This is a genomic window from Idiomarina seosinensis (assembly GCF_044797955.1).
Lineage (GTDB): Bacteria > Pseudomonadota > Gammaproteobacteria > Enterobacterales > Alteromonadaceae > Idiomarina > Idiomarina seosinensis_A.
In genome coordinates this window covers 2,219,623-2,239,968 of the sequence record NZ_CP085211.1, presented here as the reverse complement: position 1 = coordinate 2,239,968, position 20,346 = coordinate 2,219,623, and the positions used below count along the sequence as shown (strand labels likewise).

14 protein-coding genes, 2 tRNA genes and 3 rRNA genes are annotated in these 20,346 nt (G+C 48.5%); 12 read left to right on the top strand and 7 right to left on the bottom strand.

Going from position 1 to position 20,346, the window contains the following annotated elements:
- Positions 1-2: 2 nt before the first annotated feature.
- The 4 genes from accC to LG288_RS10555 all read right to left on the bottom strand — a co-directional run bounded on the left by accC (position 3) and on the right by LG288_RS10555 (position 4,215).
- Entirely contained in the window at positions 3-1,352 is a 1,350-nt protein-coding gene (gene accC / locus LG288_RS10570; protein WP_404400332.1) for an acetyl-CoA carboxylase biotin carboxylase subunit, read from the bottom strand.
- A gap of 36 nt (positions 1,353-1,388) precedes the next feature.
- Positions 1,389-1,847, bottom strand: coding sequence for an acetyl-CoA carboxylase biotin carboxyl carrier protein (accB, locus tag LG288_RS10565; protein WP_404400330.1), 459 nt, complete (start codon positions 1,845-1,847; stop codon positions 1,389-1,391).
- A 19-nt stretch (positions 1,848-1,866) separates the two neighbouring features.
- Positions 1,867-2,328 carry a type II 3-dehydroquinate dehydratase gene (aroQ, locus tag LG288_RS10560; protein WP_404403105.1) on the bottom strand — a complete coding sequence of 154 codons (462 nt, stop codon included), beginning with the start codon at positions 2,326-2,328 and terminating at the stop codon, positions 1,867-1,869.
- A 153-nt stretch (positions 2,329-2,481) separates the two neighbouring features.
- Entirely contained in the window at positions 2,482-4,215 is a 1,734-nt protein-coding gene (locus LG288_RS10555) for a protein-disulfide reductase DsbD (RefSeq protein ID WP_404400328.1), read from the bottom strand.
- A gap of 201 nt (positions 4,216-4,416) precedes the next feature.
- On the opposite strand from LG288_RS10555, the gene LG288_RS10550 reads away from it, so the two are divergent.
- From LG288_RS10550 to LG288_RS10540, 3 genes are all read left to right on the top strand, one after another.
- Positions 4,417-4,707, top strand: coding sequence for a co-chaperone GroES (locus tag LG288_RS10550; protein ID WP_404400326.1), 291 nt, complete (start codon positions 4,417-4,419; stop codon positions 4,705-4,707).
- Positions 4,708-4,759: 52 nt separating this feature from the next.
- On the top strand, positions 4,760-6,406 hold the full coding sequence (gene groL, locus LG288_RS10545; RefSeq protein WP_404400324.1) for a chaperonin GroEL: 1,647 nt from the start codon (positions 4,760-4,762) through the stop codon (positions 6,404-6,406).
- A gap of 155 nt (positions 6,407-6,561) precedes the next feature.
- Positions 6,562-7,092 (top strand): DUF3016 domain-containing protein, encoded by a 531-nt coding sequence (locus LG288_RS10540; RefSeq protein WP_404400322.1) that lies wholly within the window; start codon positions 6,562-6,564, stop codon positions 7,090-7,092.
- On the opposite strand, the gene priC is transcribed toward LG288_RS10540, so the two are convergent.
- Both priC and epmB read right to left on the bottom strand, forming a co-directional pair.
- Positions 7,067-7,375: a primosomal replication protein PriC gene (gene priC / locus LG288_RS10535; protein ID WP_404400320.1), complete on the bottom strand. Its 309-nt coding sequence runs from the start codon at positions 7,373-7,375 to the stop codon at positions 7,067-7,069. The genes LG288_RS10540 and priC overlap by 26 nt on opposite strands.
- 40 nt (positions 7,376-7,415) lie before the next feature.
- Complete coding sequence (gene epmB / locus LG288_RS10530) at positions 7,416-8,450, bottom strand: EF-P beta-lysylation protein EpmB (protein ID WP_404400318.1); 1,035 nt, start codon at positions 8,448-8,450, stop codon at positions 7,416-7,418.
- A gap of 105 nt (positions 8,451-8,555) precedes the next feature.
- Between epmB and efp the strand changes: the two genes are divergently transcribed.
- The 3 genes from efp to LG288_RS10515 all read left to right on the top strand — a co-directional run bounded on the left by efp (position 8,556) and on the right by LG288_RS10515 (position 10,597).
- On the top strand, positions 8,556-9,125 hold the full coding sequence (efp, locus tag LG288_RS10525) for an elongation factor P (RefSeq protein ID WP_404400316.1): 570 nt from the start codon (positions 8,556-8,558) through the stop codon (positions 9,123-9,125).
- A 12-nt stretch (positions 9,126-9,137) separates the two neighbouring features.
- Positions 9,138-10,109: an elongation factor P--(R)-beta-lysine ligase gene (gene epmA / locus LG288_RS10520; protein ID WP_404400314.1), complete on the top strand. Its 972-nt coding sequence runs from the start codon at positions 9,138-9,140 to the stop codon at positions 10,107-10,109.
- Between the two features lie 83 nt (positions 10,110-10,192).
- Entirely contained in the window at positions 10,193-10,597 is a 405-nt protein-coding gene (locus tag LG288_RS10515; RefSeq protein WP_404400312.1) for a MerC domain-containing protein, read from the top strand.
- Here LG288_RS10515 and trmA read toward each other — a convergent pair.
- Complete coding sequence (trmA, locus tag LG288_RS10510) at positions 10,590-11,693, bottom strand: tRNA (uridine(54)-C5)-methyltransferase TrmA (protein ID WP_404400310.1); 1,104 nt, start codon at positions 11,691-11,693, stop codon at positions 10,590-10,592. The two genes, LG288_RS10515 and trmA, sit on opposite strands and share 8 nt — an antisense overlap.
- 498 nt (positions 11,694-12,191) lie before the next feature.
- Here trmA and LG288_RS10505 point away from each other — a divergent pair.
- The 6 genes from LG288_RS10505 (at position 12,192) to LG288_RS10480 (ending at position 20,238) form a co-directional block, all read left to right on the top strand.
- Positions 12,192-13,732, top strand: a 16S ribosomal RNA gene (locus LG288_RS10505).
- 108 nt (positions 13,733-13,840) lie between these two features.
- Positions 13,841-13,917 (top strand) — tRNA-Ile (locus LG288_RS10500).
- A gap of 294 nt (positions 13,918-14,211) precedes the next feature.
- Positions 14,212-14,287, top strand: a tRNA-Ala gene (locus LG288_RS10495).
- 264 nt (positions 14,288-14,551) lie between these two features.
- Positions 14,552-17,436: ribosomal RNA gene (locus LG288_RS10490) — 23S ribosomal RNA — on the top strand.
- A gap of 124 nt (positions 17,437-17,560) precedes the next feature.
- A 5S ribosomal RNA gene (gene rrf / locus LG288_RS10485) occupies positions 17,561-17,676 on the top strand.
- The 16S, 23S and 5S rRNA genes sit together here with 2 tRNA genes alongside, the layout of an rRNA operon.
- A 153-nt stretch (positions 17,677-17,829) precedes the next feature.
- Positions 17,830-20,238, top strand: coding sequence for a TonB-dependent receptor plug domain-containing protein (locus LG288_RS10480; RefSeq protein WP_404400308.1), 2,409 nt, complete (start codon positions 17,830-17,832; stop codon positions 20,236-20,238).
- Positions 20,239-20,346 lie beyond the last annotated feature (108 nt).

Here is a 20,346-nt window from a genome sequence, read left to right as displayed (position 1 = left end):
TATTAGTGTCCCCCTAAACCAAGCTTTTTCTCCAGATAATGGATGTTGGTACCACCATGCTGGAAGTTTTCGTCCGCCATAATATCTTTTTGCAGCGGTACATTGGTTTTAATATTTTCAATGATTAGCTCGCTGAGCGCATTTCGCATGCGGGCAATAGCAATATCACGGTTTTCGCCATAAGTTATCAGTTTGCCGATCATGGAGTCGTAATTGGGCGGTACTTTGTAATCAGCGTAAACATGGGAGTCCCACCGCACACCAAAGCCGCCGGGCGAATGGAAACGGGTGACTTGACCGGGCGAGGGTACAAAAGTATCAGGATCTTCTGCATTAATACGGCATTCGACAGCGTGGCCACGAATGACGACATCTTCCTGGTTGATTGATAATTGGCGGCCAGCGGCAATACGCAACTGCTCTTTAATTAAATCAATACCGGTAACCATTTCCGTGACTGGATGCTCAACCTGAATACGCGTATTCATCTCGATGAAATAAAACTCGCCATTTTCGTATAAAAACTCAAAGGTGCCGGCACCGCGATAGCCTATCTCTATGCAGGCTTTAGCACAGCGCTCACCGATAAATTTGCGCATTTCCGGAGTGATGCCGGGTGCTGGTGCCTCTTCAACCACTTTCTGATGGCGCCGCTGCATCGAGCAATCACGTTCGCCCAAGTGAATCGCATTGCCCTGGCCGTCAGCAAGCACTTGCACTTCGACATGGCGCGGGTTTTCCAAAAACTTTTCCATGTAAACAACCGGGTTACCAAAAGCCGCCCGTGCTTCATTCTGAGTCATGCTAATGGCACTAACTAATTCGCTTTCTTGACGGACCACCCGCATACCACGGCCGCCGCCACCGCCGGCAGCTTTTATAATAATTGGATAGCCAATGCGTTTAGCTAGCTTGATGTTGCGCTCAGTGTCGTCATCCAGCGGTCCGTCGGACCCCGGCACACAGGGTACACCGGCTTTTTTCATGGCTCTTATCGCTGATACTTTGTCACCCATCAGACGAATGACATCAGCAGTGGGCCCGACAAAAGTAAACCCTGACTTTTCAACTTGTTCAGCAAAATCTGCGTTTTCGGCTAAAAATCCATAGCCCGGATGGATGGCTGCAGCGTCGGTAATCTCCGCCGCGCTAATGATCCGCGGTATGTTGAGATAACTCTCTGAAGCCGGCGCTTTACCGATACAAATCGATTCATCGGCAAGCAACACGTGTTTTAAATTCTTATCAATGGTTGAGTGAACAGCAACTGTCTTAATACCCAACTCTTTACAAGCGCGAAGAATTCGCAATGCGATTTCGCCTCGGTTAGCAATGACCACTTTATCTAGCATGATAAATTCCCGGTGCTTAAGTTGTTCAGTAAGGGCTTATTCAATAACAAACAGCGGTTGATCAAATTCAACCGGCTCTTCGTTTTCGACCAGGATTTGCTTAACCACGCCACCTTTATCGGCTTCGATTTGGTTCATCATTTTCATTGCTTCAACGATACACAGAGTATCGCCGGCGTTAACTTTTGAGCCAACCGAAACAAAAGGTGCTGCGTCCGGTGACGGCGACTCATAAAACGTACCAACCATCGGTGAACGAAGGATATGGCCTGAAGGCTCTTGCGGCGCGGGTTCTGCGTTACTGCTAGCAGCGGCTGGCGCAGCAGAGGGAGCTGGTGCCGGTGCGGCGGCTGGTGCAGCGGCGTACTGAACCGGCGCAGGTTGCGCGCTGTAACGGTTAATACGCACGGCCTCTTCACCTTCAGTGATTTCTAACTCGGCGATGCCAGATTCTTCGACCAGTTCGATCAGTTTTTTAATTTTACGTATGTCCATGGTAATCGTCTGCCTTCAATTAATTACGAGGTAATTGGTTAATGATCGCGAGCATTGCTAATGAGTAGCCATAAGTTCCAAAGCCGCTGAGCGTCGCACTGGCAATATCGGCTAAATAAGAAAAATGGCGAAACTTCTCGCGTCGGTATATGTTGGAAATGTGTACTTCAAAAAACGGAATCGAAACGGCGGCTAACGCATCGCGTAATGCGATACTGGTGTGTGCGTATGCGGCGGGGTTTATTATGATAAAGTCGACCGCATTACGTGCCTCGTGAATCGCTTCGATTAATTCTGCTTCGGCGTTAGACTGCACAAAATCAACCTCAAGGTTGTAAGGTTGGCTTAAACTGATCAGTTGTTGCTGCACGTCCACAAGCGTTTGGCTACCGTAGACTTCGGGCTCACGGGTACCCAATAAATTAAGATTAGGTCCGTTAATCACCAACACTTTTGTTTTTTCTGCTTCTTTTGTGTTCATCATGTTGCCAAATGTTTTAAACGTGTCGGCTTAGTTGTTGTTTTGGAAATGGGATACCAAAAGTAACAGATAGCCAGCTTTATTTATGCATTATAGAACATGATGTGGCAAATGCAGCAAAATACTGGTCTTATCACCGCTTTTCGCCGCAAGTTATGGGCTGGCCGCCGACTTCATCTGCTCCAGGTGGCGCACGAATTCATCGGCCCCCTTAAAGCCAGTGATACGCCACTCCCGTAACTCTTCACCGCCAGGAGAAAAGAACATTACAGTAGGCAGGCCCAGTACCTGGAACTGGTTTAACAGTTTTTGGTCAGCCTTATCATTAGAAGTGACATCAGCCTGCAATAGACGCATCGCACTTAACTGACGACGGACCTTTTCATCGGCGAATGTATACTGTTCAAATTCTTTGCAGGCAACGCACCAATCGGCGTATAAATCCAGCATAACCCACTCTCCGGCTTGCTGAGCCTGGTCCAGCTGTTGCTGTAATTCGGTACTATTGGCGACTGCATAAAACAGACCATGGACTTGCTCGGCTTTTTGTAACTTATCGACCTGCCAGTACATGCCAACAGTGCTGCCGGCAGTCAGCAAGATAAAGAGTAAGGCCCGGGCGTACCACTTTTTAAAGGTCAGTAAGTGTTGACCCATAAAGGTGGTTAAGGCAATAAAGTAAATGACCCACAACCAGAAGCTTTGTTGCGTTGCTAATAAACGTTCCAGTAACACTACGACCACGGCCAGTAACAACCAGCCAAAGCTATGTTTAACAACATTCATCCAGGCGCCGGCTTTGGGCAGTAATTTACCGCCGGAGACGCCAAAGATGATCAAAGGTATACCCATGCCCAAACTTAACGCATACAGAATTGCCGCACCGGATACCACGTCACCCGACTGAGCAATATAGAGAAGCGCGCCGGACAGTGGGGCTGTGGTACAGGGGGAGGCCACTAAGCCGGAAATAACACCAATAAAAAACACCCCAAGAGTAGAGCCGCCCCGCTGTTTGCCACTTACCGCCTGCAACTTTGTTTGCCAGGAACCCGGCAGCTGGATGTTGTAAAGCCCTAACATACTCAAGGCAAATACAGCAAAAGCAGCGCTTAATACGATCAGCACGGCAGGGTGTTGAAAATAAGCCTGGTACTGCATACCCGCAAGCGCGACCAAAAGCCCGAGTAAGGAATAGGTAATCGCCATACCCTGAACGTAGATAAATGACAGCCATAAGGCATTTTTGAATGTTCGCGGTTTATCGCCAATGACAATGGATGACAAAATGGGGTACATCGGGAAAACACAAGGGGTAAAGGCAAGACCGATGCCCAGTATAAAAAAGAGAAACAACGACCAGGCCATGGGTTGTTGCTGTAGATTGAATAACTCATCGCCTTTGTTATCACTGTTTGGGGTAGCCGGATCCGGATTAGTTTTCGGTTGGCTCTGTTGTTCAGATAAATCGAGCTTGGTTGGCGGGTAACAGAGACCCGCATCAGCACAACCCTGATATTGTAGTGTTACAGACTGGGCCTGGAGATCCGGCTTTAAATGCACCTCAAACTCAACATAATCACGAAAAATTTGAGTTTCGCCAAAAAATTCATCAACGTGCGCTTCGGCTGGGGGAAAATTAATTGGTTGTTGTAAGGCGCTGGCGGGCTCAACCTTAAATTGATGTTTGTACAGGTAATAGCCCGGCTGAATATTAAAGCTGACGGTTAAAACATCACCCTGACGTAGTTCGGCTTCAAACGCCTGTTCAACCGGCAAGAATTCAGGCTCACTGCTAAATGGGTTGCTGTTCTGGCCATAGCCGGGAGCTATAAAAGACATAGCAAGCAGCCACACGCCAATAAATTTCAGCACCGAACACTTCATATTATTTGCACCTTTGCCCAGCCAGTTTAAGGCTGCAAAATAGCACAATTTGTCTGGCCCGGTTAATAAGAAAAATCGATAAAATTTTTTGACCAAACCCTTGATAACAAAATTTCATCCCCCATTTAATGAGCACACCATGTTTTAACGCCCCTTAGGGGTACTAACCACTAACAACAATAGGTTGAGGAGTTATCAACAATGAAACTTCGTCCTTTACACGATCGAGTCATCATTAAACGCATCGAAGTCGAAGCAAAATCAGCTGGCGGCATTGTTCTGACCGGATCTGCGGCAGAAAAATCAACCCGCGGTGAAGTCGTTGCGGTTGGCAACGGACGTATTTTAGAAAACGGTGAAGTGCGCACGCTGGACGTAAAAGTCGGTGATAACGTGCTGTTCAACGAAGGTTATGGTGTAAAAACCGAAAAAATCGACGGTGAAGAGTATTTGATTATGAGCGAGAGCGACATCCTGGCTATCGCCGAATAACTGTTGCTCAAAATAGACACGAACCGTAAATCGTATTTAAGAGGAAAGCAAAATGGCAGCTAAAGAAGTACAATTTGGAAACACTGCACGTCAAAAAATGCTAAAAGGTGTTAACGTTTTGGCGGACGCAGTCAAAGTAACTCTGGGTCCTAAAGGCCGCAATGTTGTGCTGGATAAATCTTTTGGTGCTCCAATCATTACCAAAGATGGCGTGTCCGTAGCAAAAGAAATCGAACTGGAAGATAAGTTCGAGAACATGGGCGCGCAAATGGTTAAAGAAGTTGCGTCTAAAGCTAACGACGAAGCTGGCGACGGTACAACCACTGCAACAGTACTTGCACAATCTATTGTCAACGAAGGCTTAAAAGCGGTTGCTGCCGGCATGAATCCAATGGATCTTAAGCGTGGCATCGATAAAGCGGTTGTTGCTGCTGTAGCCGAACTTAAAAAAATCTCTCAGCCATGCGCTGACAGCAAAGCTATCGCCCAAGTTGGAACCATCTCGGCTAACTCTGATGAAACCATCGGCAAAATCATTGCCGAAGCAATGGATAAAGTAGGTCAGGAAGGCGTCATCACAGTTGAAGAAGGTCAGGCCTTAACTGATGAGCTAGACGTAGTAGAAGGTATGCAGTTTGACCGCGGTTACCTGTCACCTTACTTTATTAACAATCAGGAAAGCGGTTCAGTAGAGCTGGATAATCCGTTCATCCTGCTAGTTGATAAGAAAATTTCCAATATCCGTGAGCTTCTGCCTATTCTGGAAGGTGTGTCGAAAGCAGGTAAACCTTTGCTATTGATTGCTGAAGACGTAGAAGGCGAAGCCTTAGCCACTCTGGTTGTTAATAACATGCGTGGTATTGTTAAAATTGCCGCGGTCAAAGCTCCTGGCTTTGGTGATCGTCGCAAAGCCATGTTACAGGATATTGCACTATTAACCGGTGGTACGGTAGTTTCTGAAGAAATCGGCATGGAACTGGAAAAAACCCAACTTGAAGATCTGGGTACAGCAAAACGTGTCGTTATCACTAAAGACAATACAACGGTTGTTGATGGCAATGGTGATGATGCAGCTATCGAAGGTCGCGTTGCACAAATTAAGCAGCAGATGGAAGACACAAGTTCTGACTACGACCGCGAAAAACTGCAGGAGCGCTTAGCTAAACTAGCCGGCGGTGTTGCGGTTATCAAGGTTGGTGCTGCAACTGAAGTTGAAATGAAAGAGAAAAAAGCGCGCGTCGAAGATGCCTTAAATGCAACTCGTGCAGCGGTAGAAGAAGGCGTTGTACCGGGCGGTGGTGTTGCTTTAGTTCGCGCAGCAAGCCAGTTGGCCGAACTGCGTGGCGATAACGAAGAGCAAAACGTAGGTATCCGCTTAGCCTTGCGCGCAATGGAAGCACCATTACGGCAAATCGCTATGAATGCCGGCGCTGAAGGCTCTGTTGTTGCAAACAACGTGCGTGGCGGTGAAGGTAACTACGGTTACAACGCAGGTAATGACAGCTACGGCGACATGTTGGAAATGGGTATTCTGGATCCAACCAAAGTCACACGTTCTGCATTACAGTTTGCTTCTTCGATTGGCTCACTGATGATCACAACCGAAGCTATGGTTGCTGACTTACCACAGGATGACAACGCCGGCGGCATGCCAGGCGGCGACATGGGTGGTATGGGCGGTATGGGCGGCATGATGTAAGCAATGCTTGCCCAGTCTGTAAGACAAAAAAGGAGCCGACACGTCGGCTCCTTTTTTTGTTTCTTCTAAAATGCGGACTAAACTTAACAGCATGTAGGAATTTTTGTGCCTACTTTGGGTCTAAATTCTTGATTAATATTGTAGGAGTACAATCAATGCGTAAGTTAAGTTTAATGACATTAGCTATCCTGTTGGCTTTTACCAGCCTAAAAAGTGTCGCTGGTGAAGCCGAAGTGAATTTTGAAGGGGTAGAAGATTACACCGACTTTGAGCCCGCTGATGGCATCGAAAAGCGCTTTCAGGAAAAGCGTATGGAAGAATTAAAGGATTATCTGGGTAAGTTAGCCGAAGATCTCCCGGATGGACAAATGTTAAGTATGACGGTTACTGATATTGATTTAACCGGTCGCCTGGAGCCAACTTTTGGACAGAGCGCTTCCAGTCATATCCGCATCGTGCGCACCATTGACTTTCCTACCATGGATTTCAGCTACCAACTGAAAAGTGCGGACGGCCGTGTTATCAAAGAGGCTGATGTTAATTTAAAAGACATGAGTTTTGAATTTGATACCACGGCGACTCGGCATACGCGCAACGACGCGTTGTATTTCGAGAAAAAGATGTTGCGTGACTGGTTTATCGATACGTTCCGGGACCAGGCTAACCCGCCTGCCGAATCTGCTTAAGCCGCGCTAATGTTTCGGTGAGCAGTTGCAGTTGCTGCACGATAATTTGTAGTAAAGCTTCGTTATCCTGCTGCAGCTGCCACTGTTCAATGTTTTCGGTCACTTCCTGTAAGTAGGGCTGAAAGCGGTTACTGGACGTTTTAAATACCTCATTATCAGCAAAAATGTCCTGAAATTTAGCCTTTCCCTGCTGGCGCAGGCTATCAAGATATGCATCCGCATCGACGACCTGGCGGTATAAAACCTGTAAGTGTTGTTTCAGTTTTTCTTCGATTGAATTCATCGACTCACTCATAAACTACCTTTTTGTTGACTCTCTTGCTTTATATTCTTGCCAAACCATCGGGCATGATTGGCGTTTTACTCGGCTGACCTGCTATATCCTGTACTAATTTAGGAACTAAAAAGCCAGGTAAGGAAGCATTTAGCTGCCGCCAAAGCGTTTTCGCGTGAGCGAGGTCCACATCAAAATGCGCCGCGCCCAGCACTTTATCCAGCTGGTGCAGGTAATAGGGTAACACATCAATATCGTAGAGACGCTCGCTCAGTTGCACTAAGTCGGCGACATTATCGTTGATGCCCTTGAGCAATACGCTTTGGTTAAATAAATGCACACCAGCTTGACGAAGTGGTTGCAATGCAGCCCCTAGCGCAGCAGATATTTCATTGCCATGATTAGCATGAATAACCAGCGCGGGCTTTAGCCGTGTGCTTGTCAGTGCCTGGGTTAACGAGGCGGTGATACGGTCAGGGATAATAACAGGCAGACGGCTGTGTATTCGTAAACGTTTTAAACTGTTGACTTCAGCAAGCGCAGAAATGATCGTCGCAAGCTGTCGGTCGCTGGCCATCAGCGGGTCTCCCCCGCTAAGAATTACCTCATTAACGTCCTGATGCTGATTTAAATAGTGGACGGTTTCCCTTAACTGTTGCTGATTAAAATGAACCTTGTCGTAAGGGAAATGACGGCGAAAGCAATAACGGCAGTTAACGGCGCACCCGCCTTTTAGGATAATTAATGCCCGCGAACGGTATTTGTGCAATAAACCGGCCGCGGCAACCGCAGTAACCTGTGGCGTACGTTCTGCTAAAGGATCATCAGTAAAGCCTGGTGGGCTATTAAACTCTGCGGCAGCGGGCAGTACCTGCAACAATAAGGGATCGTTTCGGTTGCCGTACTCCATTAATTGAGCGAAGGGGCGGGGTACCAGCATCGGAAAAAGGCGCCGTGCGTCACTGTCATTGCTGAACTCTGTGGGATCCAGACCAACGGCGGTTAACAACTCAGCGGGGCTTTTGTATGCCCGCTGCAACTCTATTCGCCAATCCGGACGAGTCAATACCTGTGTTTGATTCAAACCTTGCCTCAGACAAACAAACGAAACCATTATTTTACCTGAAAAGTTTTACGGTTTGTTTTATTATTGCCGGCATTGAAGGTTATCGATTAAAGGAACGATATCATGGCAAATTACAGTACCAGCGAATTTAAGGGTGGTTTGAAGATTATGCAGGACGGTGAGCCCTGCAGCATTGTTGAAAACGAGATGGTTAAACCGGGTAAAGGGCAGGCTTTTAACCGGGTTAAAATCCGCAAGCTGATCAGCGGCAAAGTGGTTGAGAAAACCTTTAAGTCCGGTGAGTCGGTTGAAGGTGCCGACGTAATCGAGCTTGAGCTGGCTTACCTTTATAACGATGGTGAGTTTTGGCACTTTATGAATAACGAGACGTTTGAACAAGTTGCGGCTGATGCAAAAGCTGTTGGTGAAGCCGAGAAGTGGCTCGTAGAGCAAGATGTATGTACTCTGACACTGTGGGAAGGCAACCCAATTAATGTTCAGCCGCCCAACTTCGTAGAACTGGAAATCACTGAAACCGATCCAGGCTTAAAAGGGGACACTGCCGGAACCGGTGGCAAGCCTGCTACCTTAAGCACCGGCGCGACTGTTCGGGTACCTTTGTTTGTGCAAATCGGCGAAGTGATTAAAGTCGATACCCGTTCGGGAGAATACGTTGGGCGGGTACAGAAGTAAAAGGAGCGCTCGATGACCTGGCGTTCTTCTGCCTCCTGGGCGGCATTGCAACAACGAGCCGCCTTAATGCGGCAGATTCGTCAGTTTTTTTATCAGCGCGGTGTACTGGAAGTTGATACGCCAAGTCTGAGCCGCCATGGTGTTACTGATTTACATTTAGACAATATGGCGACTCAGCTGAGCCGTGATAGCGACGGCAAGGCATTGCGTCTTTTCCTGCAAACATCACCTGAATACGCAATGAAGCGTTTGCTGGCGCAATACCAACGTTGTATCTACCAGTTAAGCCATGTGTTTAGAGATGATGAAATCGGCCGTTACCATAATCCGGAATTTATGATGCTGGAATGGTACCGCGTTGGATTTACTCTTAAACAGCTGATTAGCGAAGTCTCCGATCTGCTTGTTGACTGTCTTAAGGCTCCACCCGTACAGCAGATCTCCTATCAGCAAGCTTTTTTAAACTCTACAGGCTGTGACCCACTGACACCGGCGGGTATAAATGACTTGCACGAGCAGTTAAAAAGGCGCGGTGACAGTGGCGATTGGATGAAGCAGGAAACCGATACGGATACCATTTTGCAAGTCGCGTTTAACCTGTTAGTGGAGCCGAAGCTGCCCTCTCAAATACCATTGGCAGTGACTGAATTCCCGGCGTCGCAGGCGGCGCTGGCAAAAATTTCACCGCAGGATGAGCGAGTTGCGCTGCGTTTCGAAATTTATTACCAGGGCGTTGAACTGGCCAACGGTTATGATGAGCTTACTGATGCTACGACTCAGCTAAGCCGCTTTGAGAGTGATATTCAGCGTCGGCACGAAAACAAAAAACCAGAGGCTTCCGTGGATCAGCGTCTTATTGAAGCGATACAACATGGATTACCTGAATGTTGTGGCGTAGCCCTTGGCTTTGATCGATTGCTGATGATTGCTCTCGATGCCCCTTCTATTGCTGACATCCAGCCCTTTTCGATACAGAACTGCTAGTGCGGCAAGATAAAATTTGACCGTTCCTCTTGGAATAAGAAAGAGTATGTTATAATATAACAGCAACGGAATGAGGGACGGCAATGACATTATCAAAGCAAAAAAAATTGGATAGGGCGGGCATCTGGATCACCACCCTTTGTGCAATTCACTGTTTGTTGCTGCCTGTTATCCTGCCACTGCTGGCTCTGGCAGGATTCGCCTTTATTGGTGAGGACCTGCTGGAAAATACGATTTTGGGCCTAAGCGTTATAGTTGGTCTGTGGTCGTTAATCGGTGGCGCACGCCGCCACGGTGAATGGCGCCTCTTAATTCCTTTAATAGCCGGCGCTGTTATCTATACCCAGCGAGATATTTTTGGCCACCTGGGTGAGCCATTCATTATTCTGCTTGGCGCCGGACTCATTATTTATGCTCACTGGAGTAACCTGCAGCGTTCGAGAAAGCTGGTTCACGTCCCTGCCGGCGCGTTGGCCGGCGTTAAGTAATACGCTCCAAAATAACCCCTGATTCGACATGTTCAGTGTACGGAAACTGATCAAACATGGCCGCTGCGGTAACCTTAAACTGACCGGATAATAACTGGATATCGCGTCTCAGCGTGTCGGGATTACAGGAAATGTAAATAATGCGCGGGTATTGGCTAACTAAGTCGATGGCGAGTGAGTCCAGCCCGGCCCGTGGCGGATCGACCAGTACGGTTTGACAATCAAATTGCTCCAGCTGCGCTTCTTTGGCACGACGTGAATCAAGTTTTCCCTGAATTGCCTGGCTAAAATCTTCGGCCGACATACGTACTATGGTGACATTATCAATCTGATTCAGTTGCGCACCTTCGCGAGCCGCGTTAACCGAACTTTTGCTAATTTCAGTGGCCAATACCTGTTTAAATTGCCGGGCTAACGGCAAGGTAAAGTTGCCGTTGCCACAATATAACTCAAGCAGGTCGTGTTCATTATGGCCAGCCTGGTGGCTTACCCACTCGATCATGGCCTGGTTTATGCCAGCGTTGGGCTGTGTAAAACTATTTTCGGTCTGGATAGTTTGATAACTATGGCCGTTAACGGTGACTTCTTCTATTACAGCCTCGCTGCCTAATACCACTTTCTGTTTACGCGCCCTGCCAATAAGATGGACGGGCGTGGCAAAGGCTTGTAAGTAATCATGAAAATCCCGGGCGTATTGCTGCCATTCGTCATCCAGCGGCCGATGATAAAGCAGTGAAACGATTGCTTGCTGGGTTGTTGTTGTTAAAAAATCAACCTGAAATAGCTTACTGCGCAAAACTGGCTTATCAATGACATACTCCCGCACCGCTTTCATTAACTGATTAATTAACTGGCTACCGGGCAAAAATGAGTCTTTACGGACCTTTTCGCGTGTCTGGGGGTTAAACATGATATAAAAAAGGTCATCGGCTTCATGCCAGAGTCGAAACTCTGCCCGCATGCGGTAATGCAAGGGCTCGGACTTAAAGACGTCGAACTGTTCTATACCCACTTCGCGAAACACTTTGCTTAATTGGTCTTTCTTTCGTTCAAGCTGCGCATCGTAAGTAAGCGGGTCAATGGACTTATAGGTCATTCATACAATCCAGTAAGGTATTTAGGTTGTTGTTTATGCGATCTATTGTAATTCAAATCAAAACGGACTGCGAGGAAGCGAAATAAGGCAGAAAAGCCCGGAAAACGTTAACTTTGATCACAATTGAATAGAAAGCGAGCAAACGGCAATAAAACCACTTAAAATTGCAAAAAAGGTCTTGACGGTGGGACATAAATCTCTAAAATTCGCTCCACGTTCAAGGCAGGCAACGAAGCCGCCGAAAACAGATGTTTTACTGAAAATCTTTTTACAAAAAAGTGTTGACGAAAAACATCAGGTGTGTAGAATACGCACCTCTCGCAGCAAGGCTGCTGAGAAACGCTCTTTAACAATATATCAAGCCAAGCAAACTGTGTGGGCACTTGCGAAAGTAAGCAAACGAAAATTGTATTGCAACTTTTGAATGAGTGTTCAGCAAGACTTCGGTAACGAAGTTAAGCAAAAACGCGTAATTTATTGAGTTGATTGAACTACTTTTAATTGAAGAGTTTGATCATGGCTCAGATTGAACGCTGGCGGCAGGCCTAACACATGCAAGTCGAGCGGTAACATTTCCAGCTTGCTGGAAGATGACGAGCGGCGGACGGGTGAGTAATACTTGGGAACTTGCCTCTAGGCGGGGGACAACCACTGGAAACGGTGGCTAATACCGCATAATGTCTACGGACCAAAGTGGGGGATCTTCGGACCTCACACCTAGAGATGGGCCCAAGCGGGATTAGCTAGTTGGTGAGGTAATGGCTCACCAAGGCGACGATCCCTAGCTGTTCTGAGAGGATGATCAGCCACACTGGGACTGAGACACGGCCCAGACTCCTACGGGAGGCAGCAGTGGGGAATATTGGACAATGGGGGCAACCCTGATCCAGCCATGCCGCGTGTGTGAAGAAGGCCTTCGGGTTGTAAAGCACTTTCAGTGGTGAGGAAAGGGTAATCGTTAATAGCGGTTACAGTTGACGTTAGCCACAGAAGAAGCACCGGCTAACTCCGTGCCAGCAGCCGCGGTAATACGGAGGGTGCAAGCGTTAATCGGAATTACTGGGCGTAAAGCGTACGTAGGCGGTGTGTTAAGCAAGATGTGAAAGCCCCGGGCTCAACCTGGGAATGGCATTTTGAACTGGCACGCTAGAGTCCTGAAGAGGGTGGTAGAATTTCCAGTGTAGCGGTGAAATGCGTAGATATTGGAAGGAATACCGGTGGCGAAGGCGGCCACCTGGTCAGAGACTGACGCTGAGGTACGAAAGCGTGGGGAGCAAACAGGATTAGATACCCTGGTAGTCCACGCCGTAAACGATGTCAACTAGTTGTTCGTGTCTTTAAGACGTGAGTAACGCAGCTAACGCACTAAGTTGACCGCCTGGGGAGTACGGCCGCAAGGTTAAAACTCAAATGAATTGACGGGGGCCCGCACAAGCGGTGGAGCATGTGGTTTAATTCGATGCAACGCGAAGAACCTTACCATCCCTTGACATCCAGTGAATTTTCCAGAGATGGATTAGTGCCTTCGGGAACACTGAGACAGGTGCTGCATGGCTGTCGTCAGCTCGTGTTGTGAGATGTTGGGTTAAGTCCCGCAACGAGCGCAACCCTTATCCTTAGTTGCCAGCACGTAATGGTGGGAACTCTGGGGAGACTGCCGGTGATAAACCGGAGGAAGGTGGGGACGACGTCAAGTCATCATGGCCCTTACGGGATGGGCTACACACGTGCTACAATGGCGCATACAAAGGGCAGCAAGCCAGCGATGGTTAGCGAATCTCATAAAGTGCGTCGTAGTCCGGATTGGAGTCTGCAACTCGACTCCATGAAGTCGGAATCGCTAGTAATCGTGGATCAGAATGCCACGGTGAATACGTTCCCGGGCCTTGTACACACCGCCCGTCACACCATGGGAGTGGGCTGCACCAGAAGTGGTTAGTTTAACCTTCGGGAGAACGATCACCACGGTGTGGTTCATGACTGGGGTGAAGTCGTAACAAGGTAGCCGTAGGGGAACCTGCGGCTGGATCACCTCCTTACAAAATAGCTTACGGCAGTAAGTGTCCACACAGTTTGCAGGCTTGATAGCAATAGAGAAGAATTCGGGTAGGTCGCGTCCTGACGCGACGTAATGCCTGAAGGTTACTGGGTCTGTAGCTCAGCTGGTTAGAGCGCACCCCTGATAAGGGTGAGGTCGGTAGTTCAAGTCTACTCAGACCCACCATTTTGACGCTCTGGACTGCGTTGTCGGCTTCGTCGCATACTGGTGTATGCTTCCTTGCCTCCGCCTTGCCAGAACGCCAAAAGCATTTCAAGTAGATGGCCTTGCCCTCGCTTGAAATTCCCTTATTAGGTTAGCCGCGATGTTGAGAAGAGGGTTTCCCCGATGTCAGCACGCGCAGGCTAAAGCGCCGACAGCAAGGCGCACGTTGAGTGAGTGAGGGAGCATACCTCGATGGTATGTGACCGATTGAACGAAACGCGCAACGCAGCTGCCGGTGTTTTAGACAAGCACTAGGGGGCCATAGCTCAGCTGGGAGAGCGCCTGCCTTGCACGCAGGAGGTCAGCGGTTCGATCCCGCTTGGCTCCACCATATTCTTCTCTAACCGTATCCTGCGTCCTGACGCAGGAAACGATGTTAGCGTTAAGTGTTTTATTGAAAACATTTACCGGTAACCTTGTGTTACGCGCTCTTTAACAACATGAAAAGCTGATTGTAAAAAAGTAAGAAATGCCACTCTATTTGAACCTATGTGTAAGGTAGAGGCGTATCGAACTTGTGTACAGCAAAGAACAAACAATCTTAGTTGCATTACAGCACTGAAGTTAAGCGCAAGCAGACACTTTGGGGTTGTATGGTTAAGTGACTAAGCGTACACGGTGGATGCCTAGGCAGTTGGAGGCGATGAAGGACGTACTAACTTGCGATAAGCCATGATAAGACAGTAAGAGTCATTTGAGTCATGGATTTCCGAATGGGGAAACCCACTCTGTTTACAGAGTATCCGGCACTGAATCTATAGGTGCCAGGAAGCGAACCCGGAGAACTGAAACATCTAAGTACCCGGAGGAAAAGAAATCAATTGAGATTTCCTCAGTAGCGGCGAGCGAACGGGAAACAGCCCTTAAGCTTATTAAGTGTTAGCAGAATCCGCTGGGAAGCGGAGCCACAGACGGTGATAGCCCGGTATGTGACGGCACATAGTAAGTGAAATCGAGTAGGTCGGGACACGTGTTATCCTGACTGAACATGGGGGGACCATCCTCCAAGGCTAAATACTCCCAACTGACCGATAGTGAACCAGTACCGTGAGGGAAAGGCGAAAAGAACCCCGGCGAGGGGAGTGAAACAGAACCTGAAACCGTGTACGTACAAGCAGTAGGAGCCTCCATGAGGGGTGACTGCGTACCTTTTGTATAATGGGTCAGCGACTTATATTCTGTAGCAAGGTTAACCGTATAGGGAAGCCGTAGGGAAACCGAGTCTTAACTGGGCGTTGAGTTGCAGGGTATAGACCCGAAACCGGGCGATCTAACCATGAGCAGGTTGAAGATTGAGTAACATCAATTGGAGGACCGAACCCACTAATGTTGAAAAATTAGGGGATGACTTGTGGCTAGGAGTGAAAGGCTAATCAAGCCCGGAGATAGCTGGTTCTCCCCGAAATCTATTTAGGTAGAGCCTCGGACGAATACCTGCGGGGGTAGAGCACTGTTTGGGCTAGGGGGTCATCCCGACTTACCAACCCCATGCAAACTCCGAATACCGCAGAGTACTATCCGGGAGACACACGGCGGGTGCTAACGTCCGTCGTGGAGAGGGAAACAACCCAGACCGCCAGCTAAGGTCCCAAAGTTATGGCTCAGTGGGAAACGATGTGGGAAGGCACAGACAGCTAGGAGGTTGGCTTAGAAGCAGCCATCCTTTAAAGAAAGCGTAATAGCTCACTAGTCGAGTCGGCCTGCGCGGAAGATGTAACGGGGCTAAGCCATACACCGAAGCTGCGGCAGCGCATTTATGTGCTGGGTAGGGGAGCGTTCTGTAAGCGGATGAAGGTGTGTTGAGAAGCATGCTGGACGTATCAGAAGTGCGAATGCTGACATGAGTAACGATAATGGGAGTGAAAAACTCCCACGCCGGAAGACCAAGGTTTCCTATCCCATGCTAATCAGGGTAGGGTAAGTCGGCCCCTAAGGCGAGGCGGAAACGCGTAGTCGATGGAAAACAGGTTAATATTCCTGTACCGATGTTTATTGCGATGGGGGGACGGAGAAGGCTAGGCAGGCCGGGCGTTGGTAGTCCCGGTGAAAGTGCGTAGGCTGAGAGTTTAGGTAAATCCGGACTCTTAAGGCCGAGACACGAGACGAGCACCCAAGGGTGCGAAGCTGTTGATGCCATGCTTCCGGGAAAAGCCTCTAAGCTTCAGATAAACATTGACCGTACCCGAAACCGACACAGGTGGTCAGGTAGAGAATACTAAGGCGCTTGAGAGAACTCGGGTGAAGGAACTAGGCAAAATAGTACCGTAACTTCGGGAGAAGGTACGCCGCTGGTGGTGATTGACTTCGCGTCATGAGCTGCCGGCGGTCGCAGTGACCAGGTGGCTGGGACTGTTTATTAAAAACACAGCACTCTGCTAACTCGAAAGAGGACGTATAGGGTGTGACACCTGCCCGGTGCCGGAAGGTTAATTGATGGGGTTAGCGTAAGCGAAGCTCTTGATCGAAGCCCCGGTAAACGGCGGCCGTAACTATAACGGTCCTAAGGTAGCGAAATTCCTTGTCGGGTAAGTTCCGACCTGCACGAATGGTGTAACCATGGCCACGCTGTCTCCACCCGAGACTCAGTGAAATTGAAATCGCTGTGAAGATGCAGTGTACCCGCGGCTAGACGGAAAGACCCCGTGAACCTTTACTACAGCTTGGCACTGAACATTGAACCTACATGTGTAGGATAGGTGGGAGGCTATGAAACACCGGCGCCAGTTGGTGTGGAGCCACCCTTGAAATACCACCCTTGTATGTTTGATGTTCTAACCTGGCACCCTTATCGGGTGTGGGGACAGTGCCTGGTGGGTAGTTTGACTGGGGCGGTCTCCTCCCAAAGAGTAACGGAGGAGCACGAAGGTTGGCTAAGTACGGTCGGACATCGTACGGTTAGTGCAATGGCAGAAGCCAGCTTAACTGCGAGACAGACACGTCGAGCAGATACGAAAGTAGGTCATAGTGATCCGGTGGTTCTGAATGGAAGGGCCATCGCTCAACGGATAAAAGGTACTCCGGGGATAACAGGCTGATACCGCCCAAGAGTTCATATCGACGGCGGTGTTTGGCACCTCGATGTCGGCTCATCACATCCTGGGGCTGAAGTCGGTCCCAAGGGTATGGCTGTTCGCCATTTAAAGTGGTACGCGAGCTGGGTTTAGAACGTCGTGAGACAGTTCGGTCCCTATCTGCCGTGGGCGTTTGAGAGTTGAGAGGGGCTGCTCCTAGTACGAGAGGACCGGAGTGGACGAACCTCTGGTGTTCCGGTTGTCACGCCAGTGGCACTGCCGGGTAGCTACGTTCGGGATCGATAACCGCTGAAAGCATCTAAGCGGGAAGCGAGCCTCGAGATAAGCTCTCACTAGCACTTTGAGTGCTCTAAAGGGTTGTTGAAGACTACAACGTTGATAGGCGGGGTGTGGAAGCGCAGTAATGCGTTGAGCTAACCCGTACTAATTGCCCGTGAGACTTAACCATACAACACCCAAGGTGTTTGTAATTGTTGAGACAAGTTTGAACCCTCTGCAAAGACATAGGTTGCGTAAGACACGACAAATTGAGTGGCATGTACAATCAGATTTTTATGTTGTGACAGTTTTTGTCTGGCGGCCATAGCGGTATGGCACCACCTGGCTCCATTCCGAACCCAGTAGTGAAACATACCAGCGCCGATGGTAGTGTGGGGTCTCCCCATGTGAGAGTAGGACACCGCCAGACTTCAAATAAATAACCCCGGCCGTTTGGCCGGGGTTTTTTTATGCCCGTCGGTAAGGTGATATATATCTTTTTCATCTACGTCAGCTGCAACCGTTTTAACGGTTTTTTTGTAAAACTGATAAAGTAACGCCAGCCCATAACAAGAGAGCAGTAATGAAAAAGCTAAATCCAATTACCCTGGCGATCGTCGCCGGAACCATGGCAACTTTCCCTGCTGTTGCACAACAGCAAAATCAGTCTGCAGCCGAAGTTGAAGAGGTCTTGCAGGTCGTTGGCTCAAGGCTATCAATGCGAACAGCAACTGATGGCTCGGCCCCGGTAGATATAATCTCGGCTGAGGACTTAGCGGCTACCGGTATAACTGAAACCGCGAAGGCGTTGCAGTATTCTGTACCCAGTTTTAACTTTCCCTCTTCGTCGATAACCGACGGTACTGATGCCGTTCGTCCCGCATCGTTAAGGGGTTTGTCCCCGGATCATACGCTGGTACTGATCAATGGCAAACGTCGACACAGTTCAGCCTTGGTGCACTTAAACGGAACTACCGGTCGCGGTAGCTCAAATGCCGATCTAAACGCTATTCCGATTGCAGCTATCAAAAGAATCGAGGTACTACGCGATGGTGCCGCGGCTCTTTATGGCTCTGATGCTATTGCCGGTGTGATAAATATTGTGCTAAAAGATAATGCAGAAGGTGGTATGAGCAACCTGCAATTGGGGCAGACACACAAAGGCGATGGAGAGCAGTGGAAACTATCTGCCAGTAATGGATTTAAGGTAGGCGATGATGGCGCTTTTACGCTGTCCGGAGAAGTTCACAGCAAAAATCGCACCAACCGTGCGGAGCCAGATCCCAGGCAACAGTATCCTTTACTGCCTAACGGCGAGCTTGATCCCCGCGAGCAAACCTTCGATCGCAACAGCTTTCATGTCGGCGATGCTGACTATGAAAATGCATCATTATTTGCCAATCTTGAGATCGGTGTTGGTGAATCAGCCAGTTTTTATGCCTTTGGTGGTTTTAGTGACCGCACCTCCGAATCCGGAGCTTTCTATCGTCGGGCGTTACAGTCAAATACATTAACCGAAATTTACCCCGACGGCTTCCTGCCCATATTAGCTCCCGACGTAAAAGATTATTCAGGCTATCTTGGTTTCGAATGGATGCTAGACGAATGGACATTCGATCTGAGCGCTGGCTATGGTTTTAGTGAGTTCCAATACAACGTTAAAAATTCATTAAATGCATCACTTGGCCCTGATCTGACACCCACTACCTTTGAAGCAGGTACGCTACAAAATGGTGAGACTAATCTGACTTTTGATGCACAGCGGTTTATCCCTTTTGCTAATAACTCGGATCTATCTATCGCAATGGGGGTTAGCTATCGAGAAAACAGTTACGAAGTGATTGCAGGCGACGAGGCGTCTTATATCAATGGTGGCTATCAAGGACGTCCCGGTGGTAGCCAGGGCTTTACTGGTTTTGCTCCTGAGTCAGAGGTTGACCAATCACGCGATAATATTGGTCTGTATCTCGAAGCAGAAAATCAGCTAACTACTGACTTTATGTGGGGAGCAGCTGTTCGGCACGAAGATTATTCCGATTTTGGTACTAATACCAGCTGGAAGATTTCTGGCCGTTATGATGCGACAGACCAGTTAGCTGTTCGGGCAACAGCCAATACCGGCTTTCGTGCGCCCAGTGTCCAGCAGTTATATTTTACCAATATCTCGACGCTGTTTGTTGACCGGGGCAATGGTCCAGAGCCTGAACAATCCGGGACATTTAATAACATCAGCCCGGTCACAGAAGCACTGGGTATTGGCGATTTACAGCCTGAAGAGTCGGAGAGCCTGAGTCTTGGAGTCGTATGGAATGGTTTTGAGGGACTTACTGTTACAGTTGATGCATTCCAAATAGAGATCCAGGACCGCATTATTTTATCCGGGGACGTTACGCCGTCTGATTCAGCGGCTGTCGCTGACGCCTTAGCTGATATCAGCGCTGAAAATGCGCGGTTTTTTGTAAATGCTGTGGATACCACCACCCGTGGTATAGACGTGGTGGTCAGTAAACAATTTGATCTCAGCGGTTACGGCGACCTGAAAACTCAGTTAGCCTATGGCTACAACGACACGGATATTGATGCGATCAACCTTCCGTCTTTGCTTGATGGCCTGGAGGATGTCCTATTTGACGAAAATGAACAGGTCCGAATGACTGAGTCTGTTCCTAAACACTCGGGTTCGTTAGGCTTAACGCATCAGATGGGAAAATGGTCTACCAATTTGCAGCTTAGCTACTTCGGTACCTATGATATTTATTACAGTAGCGGGACTGAAACTTACGGGCCTGACTGGATCACGGACTTAACCGTGGGCTATCAATGGAACGAAGCAATATCAGTTAAGCTGGGCGCACAAAACTTGTTCAGTCAGTATCCGGACAGACGCTCAGAAGGCAATCAGTTCAACGGAATTTTTGTCTATCCTTTAACCAATTCACCCATTGGCTTTAATGGTGGTTACTTCTTCACCGAGCTGGAATATCGGTTTTAAGACTCTATAAGGTGAAGCGAAAACCGCCACTTTGTGGCGGTTTTTTTATTTAGGTCGTAAAATAAACCAATGGATTGATTATTGAATACCTAACTAAATGAATATAAA

Coding starts and splice junctions, on each gene's coding strand:
- accC (WP_404400332.1), bottom strand. CDS start 1,352: ATGCTAGATAAAGTGGTCATTGCTAACCGAGGCGAAATCGCATTGCGA.
- accB (WP_404400330.1), bottom strand. CDS start 1,847: ATGGACATACGTAAAATTAAAAAACTGATCGAACTGGTCGAAGAATCT.
- aroQ (WP_404403105.1), bottom strand. CDS start 2,328: ATGAACACAAAAGAAGCAGAAAAAACAAAAGTGTTGGTGATTAACGGA.
- LG288_RS10555 (WP_404400328.1), bottom strand. CDS start 4,215: ATGAAGTGTTCGGTGCTGAAATTTATTGGCGTGTGGCTGCTTGCTATG.
- LG288_RS10550 (WP_404400326.1), top strand. CDS start 4,417: ATGAAACTTCGTCCTTTACACGATCGAGTCATCATTAAACGCATCGAA.
- groL (WP_404400324.1), top strand. CDS start 4,760: ATGGCAGCTAAAGAAGTACAATTTGGAAACACTGCACGTCAAAAAATG.
- LG288_RS10540 (WP_404400322.1), top strand. CDS start 6,562: ATGCGTAAGTTAAGTTTAATGACATTAGCTATCCTGTTGGCTTTTACC.
- priC (WP_404400320.1), bottom strand. CDS start 7,375: ATGAATTCAATCGAAGAAAAACTGAAACAACACTTACAGGTTTTATAC.
- efp (WP_404400316.1), top strand. CDS start 8,556: ATGGCAAATTACAGTACCAGCGAATTTAAGGGTGGTTTGAAGATTATG.
- epmA (WP_404400314.1), top strand. CDS start 9,138: ATGACCTGGCGTTCTTCTGCCTCCTGGGCGGCATTGCAACAACGAGCC.
- LG288_RS10515 (WP_404400312.1), top strand. CDS start 10,193: ATGACATTATCAAAGCAAAAAAAATTGGATAGGGCGGGCATCTGGATC.
- trmA (WP_404400310.1), bottom strand. CDS start 11,693: ATGACCTATAAGTCCATTGACCCGCTTACTTACGATGCGCAGCTTGAA.
- LG288_RS10480 (WP_404400308.1), top strand. CDS start 17,830: ATGAAAAAGCTAAATCCAATTACCCTGGCGATCGTCGCCGGAACCATG.